This is a genomic window from Acidisoma sp. PAMC 29798, assembly GCF_030252425.1.
GTDB classification, from domain to species: domain Bacteria; phylum Pseudomonadota; class Alphaproteobacteria; order Acetobacterales; family Acetobacteraceae; genus Acidisoma; species Acidisoma cladoniae.
In genome coordinates this window covers 3,768,778-3,781,646 of the sequence record NZ_CP126994.1, presented here as the reverse complement: position 1 = coordinate 3,781,646, position 12,869 = coordinate 3,768,778, and the positions used below count along the sequence as shown (strand labels likewise).

The window sequence follows — 12,869 nt, the reverse complement described above, 5'->3', positions numbered from 1 at the left end:
CCTTTGCATCTTGAGAGCGCCATGCCACATGCGGGGAATGGCATTTGCGCCGGGTTCCCCCTCCTCGAAAAAAGATGCCGCCGCGCATACCATGCGGATGCTGATGCCGTATCTGTGGCCGCCGGACGACCCCATGGCCAAGGCCCGCGTCGTCGCCGCCGTGGCCTGCCTCATCCTGGCCAAGGTCGCGACCGTCTATATTCCGATCGTCTATAGCCAGGCGGTCGATCGGCTGGCGCCGAAGGCCGCGCATGCCCTGGGTGCTGCGCATGGCGCGGCCGGGACGGCGACGGCTGTCGCCATTACCGTGCCCTTCGCGCTGATCGTCGCCTATTGCCTGCTGCGTGTCGCCTCGGGCGCTTTCGGTGAATTGCGGGATGCGGTCTTCGCGGCCGTTCAGCAGCGCGCCGTGCGCCGGATCGCTCTGCAAACCTTCCAACACCTGCATAAGCTGTCGCTGCGCTTTCATCTCGACCGGCACACCGGCGGGTTGTCGCGCGCCATGGATCGCGGCACCACGGGCATCGAGCAGGTCCTGCGTTTTGCGGTGTTCAACATCGTACCGACCTTGTTCGAGTTGATTCTCGTGACCGCCATCCTGTGGCGGCTGTTCGACTGGCGCTATGCGCTGACGACCCTGCTGGCCGTGGGACTCTATATCGTCTTCACGCTGAGCTTCACAAACTGGCGGGTGCGTTTTCGTCGCGCCATGAACGAGTCCGACAGCGACGCCCAGACCAAGGCCGTGGACAGCCTGCTGAACTACGAGACGGTCAAATATTTCGGCAATGAGCGGCATGAGGCGGCGCGGTTCGATGTCGCGCAGGAGAAATACGAGCGCGCGGCCGTGCGGTCCCAGGTGACGCTCAATATGCTCAATATCGGCCAGTCGGTGATCATCGCCCTCGGCCTGGGCGCAATCATGCTGCTGTCGGCGCGGGGCGTTGCCTCCGGCCATATGACGGTCGGCCGCTTCGTGCTGGCCAATACCTATCTCATGCAGCTCTACACGCCGCTGAATTTCCTGGGTTTCGTCTATCGCGAAGTCAAGCAGGGGCTGGTGGATACCGAGCAGATGTTTCGCCTCATGGCCGTGGGCGCCGAAGTGACAGACGGCGCCGATGCACGAACCCTTTCCCCCTCGGCGGAGGCCGCATCCCTCGCTTTTGCCGATGTGCGGTTCGGCTATGGCCCGCAGCGCGAGATTCTGAAGGGTGTCAGCTTCGCCATTCCGGCCGGCGGCAACCTGGCGGTGGTGGGGCCCACGGGTGCCGGCAAATCCACCCTCACCCGGCTGCTGTTCCGCTTCTATGACGTGGGCGAGGGCAGCATCCGCATCGACGGGCAGGACATTCGCAATCTGACGCAGGACAGCCTGCGCGCCGCCATTGGCGTCGTGCCGCAGGATACGGTGCTGTTCAACGACACCATCTTCTACAACATCGCCTATGGCCGGCCGGGCGCGACTGTGGCCGAGATCGAGGATGCGGCGCGGCGCGCCCAGCTTCATGACTTCATCCTCACCCTGCCGCTCGGCTATGAGACCAAGGTCGGTGAGCGCGGGTTGAAGCTGTCCGGTGGCGAGAAGCAGCGCGTGGCCATTGCGCGCACGATCCTGAAGAATCCGCGCATTCTTGTCTTGGATGAGGCGACCAGCGCCCTCGACACTACGACCGAGCACGAGATTCAGGCCGCACTCCGCAATGCGTCGCGGGACAGAACGACGCTCACCATCGCCCATCGCCTGTCCACGGTCGTCGATGCCGATGAAATTCTGGTCATGCAGGACGGGCAGATCGCCGAACGTGGCAGCCATTGGAACCTGCTCGCCTCCGGCGGCATCTATGCCGGCATGTGGGCGGCCCAGGCCGAGCAGGAAGAAGGCGCGCAGGCTGAGACGCGGCTGGCCGCATCGCAGCCGCGTCTCGAAGACAACAAGGAAATGATATGAGCGGCATGCCACCGGACCTGGAGGGCGCCAGCCCCGATCTTCGCCATGCGGGCGCGGTCGTCGATCAGGCCATCGACTATATGACGAAGCAGAACATCGACGGCGTTGCGATCGCGTCGGCTTTGCTGGGCGGGGCGCTGGGTATGCTGGTCGCCCATCTCTCACCTGAGGGCGTGCTCGCCGTGCTCGACAATGCGCGCGCCAGCGTCTTGTCAGGGGAGATGGCGAGCATGGCGCAGCCACCGCCCCAGGGACATGCCTGACCATCGCTTTTGACTGAATCATCCCGCTCGCCTTGACGCTGGCCAAGGCTTTCGCCATAAGCCCGCCTCCGTCAGGAAACCGCGCGTGCGGCTTTGCGCGCAACCCGTTTGATGTTTTCGAGGTTACTATGTCCCGTCGCTGTGAAATCACCGGCAAAGGCGTGCAGTCTGGCAACAATGTCAGCCACGCCAATAACAAGACCCGCCGCCGCTTTCTGCCCAATATCCAGGACGCTTCGATGATGTCCGAAATTCTGGGCACGCCGATCACCATGCGCGTCACGACCAACGGCATTCGCACCATCGAGCATAATGGCGGCATCGACGCCTTCCTGCTCAATACGCCGGTGCGTCAGCTGCCCGTCGAGGCCCTGGCAATGAAGCGCCGCCTGCAGCGCGCCCTTGCTCGCAAGGCCCTCACCGCCGCCGTTTGATTCGATAAGAGGTGGATAGCGCTGCGCTTATCCACCGTATGAAGGCTGCTTAGCCGCCCCGCTTAGCCGCCCGTCATGCTCATGTGACGGGCGATTGTGTTTTGGGGCCTAGCGCGATCGATGATGAAGTCGTGGGCTTTTGGCTTACGCGCAATCGCCGCCCGCACAATCTCTTCCATCTCGCTATCAGACGCGCCGTCCCGCATGGGCGTCCTGAGATCGGCGTGATCCTCCTGCCCAAGGCAGAGAAACAGCGTGCCGGTGCAGGTCAGCCGCACCCGGTTGCAGCTATCGCAGAAATGCTCCGTCAGCGGCGTGATGAAGCCCATGCGTTGACCGGTCTCGGCAATGTCCCAATATCGCGCCGGGCCCGGTGCCACGCCCTCAGCCCCGGTGGCGCTGCGCCGCAGCGTCCAGCGCTTATCCAGCCGCGCACGCACAGTGGACAGTGGCAGATATTGATCCGCCCGATCCTCACCCGTGTCGCCCAATGGCATCGTCTCGATCAGGCAGAGGTCGAAACCCTGCTCGCCGCACCAGGCGATCATGTCGTCGAACGCGTCTTCGTTCACGCCTTGCAGCGCCACCGCATTGATCTTCACGCGCAAGCCGGCGGCCTTGGCGGCATGGAGCCCCGCCAAGGTTTGGCCGAGCTTGCCGCCCCGCGTGACGGCCGTGAAGCGCACGGGATCGAGGGTATCGAGGCTGACATTGACCCGGCGCACACCCGCCGCGTGCAGGCCGGCGGCGTAGCGCGACAGCTGCGTGCCGTTGGTGGTGAGCGTCAGTTCCGACAGGCCGTCCTGGCCGATCTCGGCACCCAGCGTCGTGATCAGGCGCATGATATCCCGCCGGACCAAAGGCTCGCCGCCGGTGATCCGCAGCTTCTTGGTGCCGAGGCGGATGAAGATGCGGCCCAGCCGCTCAAGCTCCTCGGAGGTCAGAAGCTCATCGCGCGGCAGGAAGGTCATATCCTCCTTCATGCAATAGACGCAGCGAAGGTCGCAGCGGTCTGTCACCGAGATGCGCAGGTAGGAGATGGCCCGGCCAAAGGGATCGATCAGTGGCTTTGGGAGCGGCTTGGCCAGTGGCGTCAGGGTGGGGCGGGACAAGACGTCGGACATCAATCGTCCACGACTTCGAGTGAAACCACGGCCGCGTTGATCAGCACCTTGCCAGCATCCTCGAAATTGACCGTCACGCGTTCGTCGATCACCGATTGCACCTGGCCGATTCCCCATTCGGGGCAGCCCGGATGCCTGACGCGAGCGCCAGGTTCGAGGAACAACGTCGACTGATGCGCCATCCCCGATAAATAGGGCAGTCCGAGGCCGAGTGACAGGGGGCTCGTTCTTGCGTGACCGTTCCGTGTCAACGAGTGATTCATCGTAGTGTCACTGTGATGGGTGACCGGCTGTCGCTACTCGGGGCGCGACGACGCAAACCCCTTCGCGAGTCGCACAGAATGAACGACTTACCCTACAACTTGGCGTCCGGGCTCGCATCGCGCTTTGCGTCCGAACGATCGCTTCCTCCCAAGACACCGACCTATCGTGCCGTTTTCATCTCCGATACGCATCTCGGGACTCGCGGCTGCAAAGCCGAGGCGCTGGCGACCTTCCTGGCCGATGCCTCCTGCGAGCAGCTTTACCTCGTCGGCGACATCATCGACGGCTGGCGGCTCAAACGCTCCTGGTATTGGGACGTTCACCACGACACCGTGCTGCGCGCCATCCTGCGCCACGCCCGCCATGGCTCCGAGGTGATCTACATCCCCGGCAACCATGACGAAATGTTCCGGGCTTGGCTGCCGATGGGGCTGGAGATTGCGGGCGTGCGGCTGGCGGAGGAGGCGGTTCACCTTACCGCCGACGGCCAGAAGCTTCTCGTCATCCACGGCGATTTCTTCGACAGCGTCGTCCGCAACGCCAAGTTCCTCGCCCTCCTCGGCGACCAGGCTTACACCGTGGCGCTGGTCATGAACCGCTGGTTCAACTGGGGCCGGCGCTATTTCGGCTACCCCTACTGGTCGCTCTCCGCCTGGCTGAAGCGCCAGGTGAAGGAGGCGGTGAAATTCATCGACAGCTTCGAGACGCTGCTGGCCCAGGAAGCGCGCGGGCGCGGGATGGACGGTGTCGTCTGCGGGCATATCCACCATGCCGAGATGCGCATGATCGGCACCACGCGATACTTCAATACCGGCGATTGGGTGGAAACCTGTTCCGCCCTGGTCGAGCATCATGATGGCCGCTTCGAGCTGATCGACTGGCCGAGCGTCAACCGCATGAGCTTGGCGACGCCGGGCCGGAGCGTGAAGGCGCCGCTGCCGCAGTCGGCGGCCGTCGTTCCCGCGTGACCGGCTGGCCACAACGCGTCGCGATCGTCACGGACGCCTGGCATCCCCAGGTCAATGGCGTGGTGCGAAGTCTCAGTCAGTTACGGACGGAGCTTCAGGCGCGCGGCATTGAGGTGATGATCATCGGGCCGGATCGGTTTCGTACCCTGCCTTGCCCGGTCTATCCCGAAATTCGGCTCGCCCTTCTGCCAGCGCAGCGTCTGCGACGCTTGCTGCGCGAGTTCCGGCCTGATGCGCTGCATATCGCGACGGAAGGGCCGCTCGGGCTCGCGGCCCGGCGTTGGGCGCGGGGTCGGAAGTATGCTTTCACAACATCCTTCCATACGCGTTTCCCCGAATATATTGCCGCCCGACTGCCTTTCCCGCGGGCGTTCACCGAGCGTGTGGTCTACCGCTGGATGCGCGGCTTCCACGGCGCCGCTGCCGCCGTCATGGCCGCGACCCCCAGCCTGATCGCCGAACTGACGGCGCGCCGTTTCGCCAATCTCTGTCTCTGGACACGGGGCGTGGATACCGCACGGTTTCATCCTGAGGCGCGCATCGAAGGCGCCGATCTGCACCCCATCTTCCTCTATGCCGGTCGCCTGGCGGTGGAGAAGAATATCGAGGCGTTTCTCGATCTCGATCTTCCCGGCTCCAAGGTCGTCGTCGGCGACGGTCCTGACCGCGCGCATCTGGAACGCCGCTACCCCGGCGCCCGCTTTACGGGGATGCTGTCGGGCGATGCCCTGACGCGGGCCTATGCCTCCGCCGATGTGCTTGTTTTCCCGAGCCGGACGGATACCTTCGGCTTGGTGATGTTGGAGGCCCTGGCCTGCGGCACGCCGGTCGCGGCCTATCCCGTGACCGGGCCGCGCGACATCCTGAGTGCCACGGACAGACCGGTCGGTGGCCTGGACGAGGATCTGCGGGTCGCGGCCCTGACGGCGCTTGATGCCGACCGCAATCACTGCCGTCGCTTTGCGGAGGGGTTTTCGTGGTCCGCTGCCACCAGCATGTTCTTGCAGAACCTGGTGCCGATGGCGGGCCGTCGCAGCATGGCCGGTGCGCGCGGCTTCAAGAGCGCGGGCGTGTTGAGCGGGGTCCGGGCTTAACAGACGTTGGACGGCGGATGACGCTGCGCTCATCCGCCCTACGAGAGCGGGTGTAGGGCGGAAAAGCGAAGCGCATTCCGCCATCCGCCTAGGTCAAATGCGGCAACGCGAAATACGTGTCCGTTTGCATTTCCACCAACCGCGAGGCCGTCCGCTCAAACGCGCGGGCGCCTTCACCCTCGGCATAAAGCCTGTCCGGCTCGGCCTCGGCCGATGCGACAAGCTTCACGCGATGGTCATACAGATTGTCGATCAGGTTGATGAAGCGCCGAGCCTCGTTGTGATTGCCCGGCGTCAGTTTCGGGATATCATCCAACACCACGGTGTGGAACTGCCGCGCGATGGCGAGGTAGTCGCCGGCACCCAGGTTATTCGCACACAGATCGTCGAAGCTGAACCGGGCGATATGATTCGCGGCATGCGGCACGCGCAGTCTGCGACCCATGACGTTCAGCGTCGTGGATGAAATGGGCACGCCGTCCGTCAGGCGCCGGAAGGTCACGTCCAAGGCGGCGGTCGCGCCCCGTCCCAGCGGCACATGCCAGCTTTCGCCGGTATCCGTTCGCGCCCGGCGGTAATCGCGTGCCGCATCGAGCACGAGCACGTCGAGGTGGCGCTTGAGGATATCGATGAAGGGCAGAAAGGCATCGCGCCCCGGCTGACCCCGAAAGAGATCGTCAGGCAGGGTATTCGACGTCGATACCACGATCACGCCACGGTCGAACAAAGCCTCGAACAGGCGGCCGAGGATCATGGCATCGGCGATGTCATTGACCTGGAACTCATCGAAGCACAGGAGCATCGCCTCTTCGGCGATCCGGTCGGCGAGCGGCGGTATCGGGTCCGCACCGTGCGGGTTTTCCGTCTTCCAGTCGAAGATCCGCTGATGCGTCTCTTGCATGAAGGCATGGAAATGGATTCGGCGGCGGCGCGGAACTTCGGCTGCCGCGAAAAACAAATCCATCAGCATGGACTTTCCGCGCCCAACCTCGCCCACGAGATACAGACCGTGCAAATGGTCGTTTGGCGCTTCGTCCACGGGCTTGCGCCGCAGAAAGCGGCCGATCAGCGTATTTTTGGCCAGGCGCGCGGGCGGGTCGTAATGCCGCAGCTTGATCCAAAGGGATTGCAGCCGGACCGCCGCCGCTGTCTGCGCCGGATCGACGGACAGCCGTCCGGCGGCGACCTCACGACGATAAAGAACCAGCGGACCCTCCCCTGAAGGAGCCGCACCAGTCTGCTCGACCAAGGGGACCGATATATCCATGCTGCACTGCAACCTAACGTCAGGCGTTGCTTAAAACAATCCGTCCTTTAGACAGGTCATTCCTCAGATTCAGGGCTCTGAACCATGTCCGTGAATATCGACCGTGTGGTGACCAAAGGCGGGGATGGGGGGCTGACCTCGCTCGGCAATGGCGAGCGAGTGCGCAAGGATGCGCTCCGCGTCGAGGCCTTCGGCACGGTGGATGAGGCGAATGCCGTGATCGGCATGCTGCGACTCCATACCCGGGAACGCCCGACCGAGGATGCGAGCCTGGCGCGCATTCAGAACGACCTCTTCGATCTTGGCGCCGATCTGTGTGCCCCGCCCGCGGCCGATGGGCCGGACAAGCGCCTGCGCGTTACCGATGTCGGCATCCTGCGCCTGGAAGCCGAGGTCGAGGCGATGAACGCGACGCTGCCGCCGCTGACCAGTTTCATCCTGCCAGGTGGTACGCCGGCCGCGGCCTACGCCCATCTTGCCCGAACAGTGGTGCGGCGGGCGGAGCGGCTGACGGTTTCATTGGCTGCGACCGAGACGGTCAATCCGCTGATTATCCGGTTTCTCAACCGGCTATCGGACCATCTTTTCGTGCTGGGGCGCGTGCTGAATGCCGGTTCGGGGCAGGAGGTTCTATGGACTCCCGGTAGCGCTTCGCGGGGGCGTGACGATGCTTCCTGAGCGGGTCTTCGCGAGCGGCGCGGAATAGTATAAATCGCCCCCAATGTCCCAGCATCGCCGGCTTCTCCCGATTGTCCTGCTTCTCGCCCCGACCCTCGCCGGGTGTGGCATCTTCAATTCGGGGCCGACCAAGGCCCAGATTTCGTCGATGAACGCCCGCCTGCCGCCTGAGCAGGTTTACAATGCGGGCATCAACGCCATCCAGAAGCAGGACTATCAATCGGCGGTCGATAACTTCAACGATATCGAGCAGAACACGCCGTATTCGCCTTGGGCGACCAATGCGCAGCTCATGCACGGATATACTGAATATCTGCGCAGCCATTACACCGACTCGATCAGCGCCCTGAACCGCTATATCGACCTGCATCCGGCGGACCGCGACATCGCCTATGCCTATTACCTCCGCGCGCTCTGCTATTACGAGCAGATTTCGGACGATCAGCGCGACCAGCAAACGACGCTGGATGCCATCAACGCCTTGCAGGAAGTGGTGAACCGGTTCCCATCAAGCGCATATGCGCGGGATGCCTCCCTCAAGATCGATCTCGGCACCGACCAATTGGCCGGACATGAGATGGTCATCGGCCAATTCTACGAAAAGCAGCATCTCTATGCCGCCGCGATCGGCCGGTATCAGGTCGTCATCAATAACTACCAGACGACGAACCACACCGCTGAGGCGCTGGAGCGACTGACGGAGGTCTATCTCAAGCTTGGGCTGACGGATGAGGCGCGGCGCACGGCAGCCGTTCTCGCCTATAACTATCCCGGCAGCCCCTGGTATCGCGATGCCTTCAGCAAGCTGGCGAGCCAGGACGTGATCGACCGCAAGACCGGCACCGCGCAGGACGTGGCGAGTTCGGGCTCGGCCCTCGACGAGCCGGCGCCGAGCGCGACAGGTCCCGCGACGCCGCCGCCCAAATCCTCAGGCGGCTTCTTCGGCTGGCTCTTCTGATCCACCCCCTGTCCTAAAACGGCGAGCGCCATGCTGAGTGCGCTTTCCATTCGCGACGTCGTGCTGATCGAGCGGTTGGACCTGAACTTCGGGGAGGGTCTGACGGTCCTCACCGGGGAGACCGGCGCCGGCAAGTCCATTCTGCTCGATAGCCTCGGCTTGGCCTTGGGTGCGCGGGCCGATACTGGCCTCATCCGCGCCGGGCAGGAGCAGGCGATCGTCACCGCTTTCTTTACCCCGCCGCCCGCGCATCCTGCTTTCGCCTTGCTCGCCGAACAGGGACTCGAGGCTGAGGAGGATATCGTCATCCGCCGGCTGGTGAGCCGGGATGGCCGGTCCCGTGCCTTCGTCAATGACCAGCCGGTGAGCGCCGGGCTGTTGCGCCGCCTCGGCACCCTGTTGGTCGAGGTGCAGGGCCAGCACGACCAGATCGGCCTTGCCGATCCCGCCGCGCATGGACCGCTGCTGGACGGTTTTGGCGTGCCGACGGCGCGCACCACGGCCGTCTCAGGCGCCTGGACGCAGTGGCGCCAGCGGCTGACCGCGCTGGATGCCGCCCGAAAGGCCATGGCGGAGGCGCAGCGGGACGAGGAATGGCTGCGCCATGCCGTGGGCGAACTCTCCGATCTTCGCCCCGAAGCGGGCGAGGAGGAGGCATTGGCCCAGACCCGGCATGACATGCAGCAGGCCGGGCGCCGGGCTGAAGGCATTGCCGCCGCGCTGACCGATATCGCCCCCCGCGACCGGCGGAACCCAGGACCCGGTGCGGCGCTCCGCTCCGCCGCGCGCAGCTTGCAACGGCTGATCCCGTCCAGCGCCTCCCCCCAATCCGATGACGACAATCCCTTGGCGCCGGCCATGGCCGCGATCGAACGCGCGGAGGAGGCTGTGGCCGAGGCGGAAACCTTGCTCTCTCGCCTCGCGCAGGAGGCGGAGGCCGATCCGCGCGAGCTGGAACGCGCGGAGGAGCGGCTGTTCGCGCTCCGCGCCGGGGCGCGAAAATATGGCGTGCCCGTCGCCGAGCTGCCGGTTTTGCGGGAGTCGCTTGCCACGCGCCTCGCAGCGCTCGACACCGGCACCGCCGGCATTGGCGACCTGGAAACCGCCGTCGCCGCCGGTCGCGCGGCCTTCATCAGCGCCGCCGGGGTCTTGACCGAGGCTCGGCGCGATGCGGCGAAGCGCCTGCAAAAGGCGATCATGGCGGAGCTGCCGCCGCTGCGTCTGGAAAAGACGCGCTTCGTGGTGGAGATGACGCCGCTCGACGAGGCGGGGTGGAACGCGCGCGGCGCCGAAACCGTGCGCTTCCTCATAGCCACCAACCCCGGCCAGACGCCGGGCGCCATCGACCGCATCGCCTCAGGCGGGGAACTGTCCCGCCTCATGCTGGCGCTCAAGCTGGTGTTGAGCCGTGGCTCGGCCGTGGGCACGCTGGTCTTCGACGAAGTCGATTCCGGAATCGGTGGTGCGACGGCGGCGGCCGTGGGGGAACGGCTTGCGCGCCTCGCCCAGGACATCCAGCTTTTGACGGTCACCCATAGTCCGCAGGTCGCGGCGCGGGGCGGGGCGCATTTCCGCGTCGCCAAGGCGGTCGAGGGCGGCCGGGTGGTGACGCGGGTCGAGCCGCTGACGGGCACGGCGCGGCGGGAGGAAGTGGCGCGGATGCTGGCGGGCGAATCGGTGACCGAGGCGGCGCGGGCGGCGGCGGACAGCCTGCTGGGCGACGCCGCATGAGCCGCAAGCCGAAGGTCGTCTCCGAACTCGCGGCCCTCACCAAGCGGATCGCGACGGCCGATCTCGCCTATCACGGCCAGGACACGCCGATGATGACGGACGCGGAGTATGACGCGCTGCGTCTGCGCGTGAAGGAAATTCTGGCCGCCCATCCCGAACTGGTCGCGGATGCGACGGCCGTGGAGCAGGTCGGCAGCCCGGCTGCCGCCGGCTTCGGGAAGTGGCGGCATCGCGTGCCGATGCTATCGCTCGACAATGCCTTCGCGGCGGTGGATTTCGTGGAATTCGAGGCCCGTATCCGGCGCTTCCTCGGCCTCAAGACCGATAATGTCCTCGATTTCGTGGCTGAACCCAAACTCGACGGGCTCTCGATTTCTCTCACTTACGAGCAGGGCAAGCTGATCGCCGGCGCCACGCGCGGGGACGGCTTCGAGGGCGAGGAGGTGACCGCCAATCTCCGCACCCTGCGCAGCGTGCCGGAGACGTTGACAGGCGAGGCCCCGGAGCGGATCGAGATCCGGGGTGAAGTGCTCATGGCGAAGGCCGATTTCCTGGCGCTCAACGCGGCCCAAGCGGAGGCGGGCGACAAGGTCTTCGCCAATCCCCGCAATGCCGCCGCCGGCAGCCTGCGCCAGCTCGACGCGCGCATCACCGCAGGCCGCCCGCTCTCCTTCTTCGCCTATGCCATGGGCGAGGCAAGTGAGGAGATTGCGGGCACGCATTGGGCCTATCTGGAACGGCTGGAGGCCTGGGGTTTCACGGTCAATCCGCTGCGCCGGCGCGTGTCGGGCGGGGCGGAAGCCGAGGCTTTCCAGACCGAAATGGCCGAGACCCGTGCCGGCCTCGCCTATGACATCGACGGCGTCGTCTACAAGCTCGACGATATCGGCTTGCAGCGGCGGCTGGGGTTTGCAGGCCGTGCGCCGCGTTGGGCGATCGCCTGGAAGTTCCCGGCCGAACAGGCCGTGACGGTGCTGCGCGACATCCGCATCCAGGTCGGGCGGACCGGCGCGCTGACGCCGGTCGCGGAGTTGGAGCCGATCAATGTCGGTGGCGTATTGGTGACGCGCGCGACCTTGCACAATGAGGACGAGATCGCCCGCCTCGATGTTCGCATCGGCGACACCGTCATGCTGCAGCGCGCAGGTGATGTGATTCCCCAGATCTTGGGGATTCTGCCGGAGAGACGCCCGGAGGGGGCGACGCCCTGGGTGCCACCGGAATTCTGTCCTCAATGCCATTCCGTGGCGCTTCGCCCGCCGGGCGAGGTGGTGCGGCGTTGCACCGGCGGGTTGATTTGCCCGGCCCAGACGGTGGAGCGGCTGATCCATTTCGTGTCGCGCGGGGCCTTCGACATCGAAGGCCTCGGCGATCGGACAGTGGCGGAATTCTACGAAGACGGATTGCTGAAGACGCCCGTCGATATCTTCTCGCTCGCCATGCATGAGGCGGAGATCGCCGTGCGCGAAGGCTGGGGGAAGCTATCGGCCGCGAACCTGATTCGGTCCATCGAGGCACGCCGGAGCATCGGCCTCGCGCGCTTCATCTTTGCGCTTGGCATTCGCCGTATCGGCGAGACGAATGCCAAGCTGCTCGCCCGGAACTACGGTAGCTTTGCGCATTGGCGCGCGCAGATGCTGGCGGCCCAGATGGTGGGGTCGGATGAGCGTTTGGCCTTGGGCAGCATCCTCGGCGTGGGGCCGGCGGTGGCCGAGGAGTTGATGGAGTTCTTCGCGGAGCCTCGGAACATCGAGGCCTTGGATGCGCTGGCGGCGGTGCTGACGATTGAGGATGCGGCGGGTGCGGGGGCCGACAGCCCGCTGGCCGGCAAGACGATCGTCTTCACCGGCGGGATGGCAACGATGACCCGGCCCGAGGCGAAGGCCCGTGCGGAGCAGCTTGGTGCCCGGGTGACGGACAGCGTGTCCAAGAACACCGATTTCGTCGTGGCCGGAGCCGATGCCGGGTCCAAGGCGAAGAAGGCGGCCGCCTTGGGGCTGACGGTGCTGGACGAGGCCGGCTGGCGGGAATTGGCTGGGCTGCCACCGGCGGAGGTTTAGGGTGTGTGGTGGATTGCGCTTCGCTGATCCACCCTACAACGGTGAACTCGTAGGGTGGATGAGCGCAGCGCTATCCA

12 protein-coding genes are annotated in these 12,869 nt (G+C 65.3%); 9 read left to right on the top strand and 3 right to left on the bottom strand.

Annotation, left to right across the window (positions count from 1 at the left end; all coding sequences use genetic code 11):
• Window positions 1–103: 103 nt before the first annotated feature.
• From QP803_RS18180 to rpmB, 3 genes are all read left to right on the top strand, one after another.
• The gene (locus QP803_RS18180; RefSeq protein ID WP_434082866.1) at window positions 104–1,951 is read left to right on the top strand and encodes an ABCB family ABC transporter ATP-binding protein/permease; all 1,848 of its coding nucleotides are present in this window, start codon (window positions 104–106) and stop codon (window positions 1,949–1,951) included.
• Window positions 1,948–2,214 (top strand): hypothetical protein, encoded by a 267-nt coding sequence (locus tag QP803_RS18175; RefSeq protein WP_284944895.1) that lies wholly within the window; start codon window positions 1,948–1,950, stop codon window positions 2,212–2,214. The genes QP803_RS18180 and QP803_RS18175 overlap by 4 nt, the downstream gene beginning before the upstream one ends.
• Window positions 2,215–2,342: 128 nt before the next feature.
• A complete protein-coding gene (rpmB, locus tag QP803_RS18170) occupies window positions 2,343–2,648 on the top strand; it encodes a 50S ribosomal protein L28 (RefSeq protein WP_284944894.1) in 306 nt (101 codons plus the stop codon).
• 62 nt (window positions 2,649–2,710) lie between these two features.
• Here the strand turns inward: rpmB and moaA are convergent, their stop codons facing one another.
• Both moaA and QP803_RS18160 read right to left on the bottom strand, forming a co-directional pair.
• Window positions 2,711–3,772: a GTP 3',8-cyclase MoaA gene (gene moaA, locus QP803_RS18165; protein WP_284944893.1), complete on the bottom strand. Its 1,062-nt coding sequence runs from the start codon at window positions 3,770–3,772 to the stop codon at window positions 2,711–2,713.
• The gene (locus QP803_RS18160) at window positions 3,772–3,954 is read right to left on the bottom strand and encodes a DUF3553 domain-containing protein (RefSeq protein ID WP_284944892.1); all 183 of its coding nucleotides are present in this window, start codon (window positions 3,952–3,954) and stop codon (window positions 3,772–3,774) included. Before QP803_RS18160 ends, moaA begins: the two co-directional genes overlap by 1 nt.
• Window positions 3,955–4,113: 159 nt before the next feature.
• On the opposite strand from QP803_RS18160, the gene QP803_RS18155 reads away from it, so the two are divergent.
• Both QP803_RS18155 and QP803_RS18150 read left to right on the top strand, forming a co-directional pair.
• Window positions 4,114–5,004, top strand: coding sequence for a UDP-2,3-diacylglucosamine diphosphatase (locus QP803_RS18155; RefSeq protein ID WP_284944891.1), 891 nt, complete (start codon window positions 4,114–4,116; stop codon window positions 5,002–5,004).
• Window positions 5,001–6,098, top strand: a complete 1,098-nt coding sequence (locus tag QP803_RS18150) for a glycosyltransferase family 4 protein (RefSeq protein ID WP_284944890.1) — start codon at window positions 5,001–5,003, stop codon at window positions 6,096–6,098. Before QP803_RS18155 ends, QP803_RS18150 begins: the two co-directional genes overlap by 4 nt.
• A gap of 88 nt (window positions 6,099–6,186) precedes the next feature.
• Here the strand turns inward: QP803_RS18150 and zapE are convergent, their stop codons facing one another.
• Window positions 6,187–7,365, bottom strand: coding sequence for a cell division protein ZapE (zapE, locus tag QP803_RS18145; protein WP_284944889.1), 1,179 nt, complete (start codon window positions 7,363–7,365; stop codon window positions 6,187–6,189).
• A gap of 84 nt (window positions 7,366–7,449) precedes the next feature.
• Between zapE and QP803_RS18140 the strand changes: the two genes are divergently transcribed.
• The 4 genes from QP803_RS18140 to ligA are packed head-to-tail and all read left to right on the top strand — an operon-like array spanning window position 7,450 to window position 12,792.
• A complete protein-coding gene (locus QP803_RS18140; RefSeq protein ID WP_284944888.1) occupies window positions 7,450–8,043 on the top strand; it encodes a cob(I)yrinic acid a,c-diamide adenosyltransferase in 594 nt (197 codons plus the stop codon).
• 43 nt (window positions 8,044–8,086) lie between these two features.
• Entirely contained in the window at window positions 8,087–9,001 is a 915-nt protein-coding gene (locus tag QP803_RS18135) for an outer membrane protein assembly factor BamD (protein WP_284944887.1), read from the top strand.
• A gap of 30 nt (window positions 9,002–9,031) precedes the next feature.
• Complete coding sequence (gene recN / locus QP803_RS18130; protein ID WP_284944886.1) at window positions 9,032–10,732, top strand: DNA repair protein RecN; 1,701 nt, start codon at window positions 9,032–9,034, stop codon at window positions 10,730–10,732.
• Window positions 10,729–12,792, top strand: a complete 2,064-nt coding sequence (gene ligA, locus QP803_RS18125; protein WP_284944885.1) for an NAD-dependent DNA ligase LigA — start codon at window positions 10,729–10,731, stop codon at window positions 12,790–12,792. Before recN ends, ligA begins: the two co-directional genes overlap by 4 nt.
• Window positions 12,793–12,869 lie beyond the last annotated feature (77 nt).

Bases quoted from the DNA above. Each gene is read 5' to 3' on its own strand.
- QP803_RS18160 (WP_284944892.1), bottom strand. From the start codon at position 3,954: ATGGCGCATCAGTCGACGTTGTTCCTCGAACCTGGCGCTCGCGTCAGG.
- ligA (WP_284944885.1), top strand. From the start codon at position 10,729: ATGAGCCGCAAGCCGAAGGTCGTCTCCGAACTCGCGGCCCTCACCAAG.
- QP803_RS18140 (WP_284944888.1), top strand. From the start codon at position 7,450: ATGTCCGTGAATATCGACCGTGTGGTGACCAAAGGCGGGGATGGGGGG.
- moaA (WP_284944893.1), bottom strand. From the start codon at position 3,772: ATGTCCGACGTCTTGTCCCGCCCCACCCTGACGCCACTGGCCAAGCCG.
- zapE (WP_284944889.1), bottom strand. From the start codon at position 7,365: ATGGATATATCGGTCCCCTTGGTCGAGCAGACTGGTGCGGCTCCTTCA.
- QP803_RS18175 (WP_284944895.1), top strand. From the start codon at position 1,948: ATGAGCGGCATGCCACCGGACCTGGAGGGCGCCAGCCCCGATCTTCGC.
- recN (WP_284944886.1), top strand. From the start codon at position 9,032: ATGCTGAGTGCGCTTTCCATTCGCGACGTCGTGCTGATCGAGCGGTTG.
- rpmB (WP_284944894.1), top strand. From the start codon at position 2,343: ATGTCCCGTCGCTGTGAAATCACCGGCAAAGGCGTGCAGTCTGGCAAC.
- QP803_RS18135 (WP_284944887.1), top strand. From the start codon at position 8,087: ATGTCCCAGCATCGCCGGCTTCTCCCGATTGTCCTGCTTCTCGCCCCG.
- QP803_RS18180 (WP_434082866.1), top strand. From the start codon at position 104: ATGCCGTATCTGTGGCCGCCGGACGACCCCATGGCCAAGGCCCGCGTC.
- QP803_RS18155 (WP_284944891.1), top strand. From the start codon at position 4,114: ATGAACGACTTACCCTACAACTTGGCGTCCGGGCTCGCATCGCGCTTT.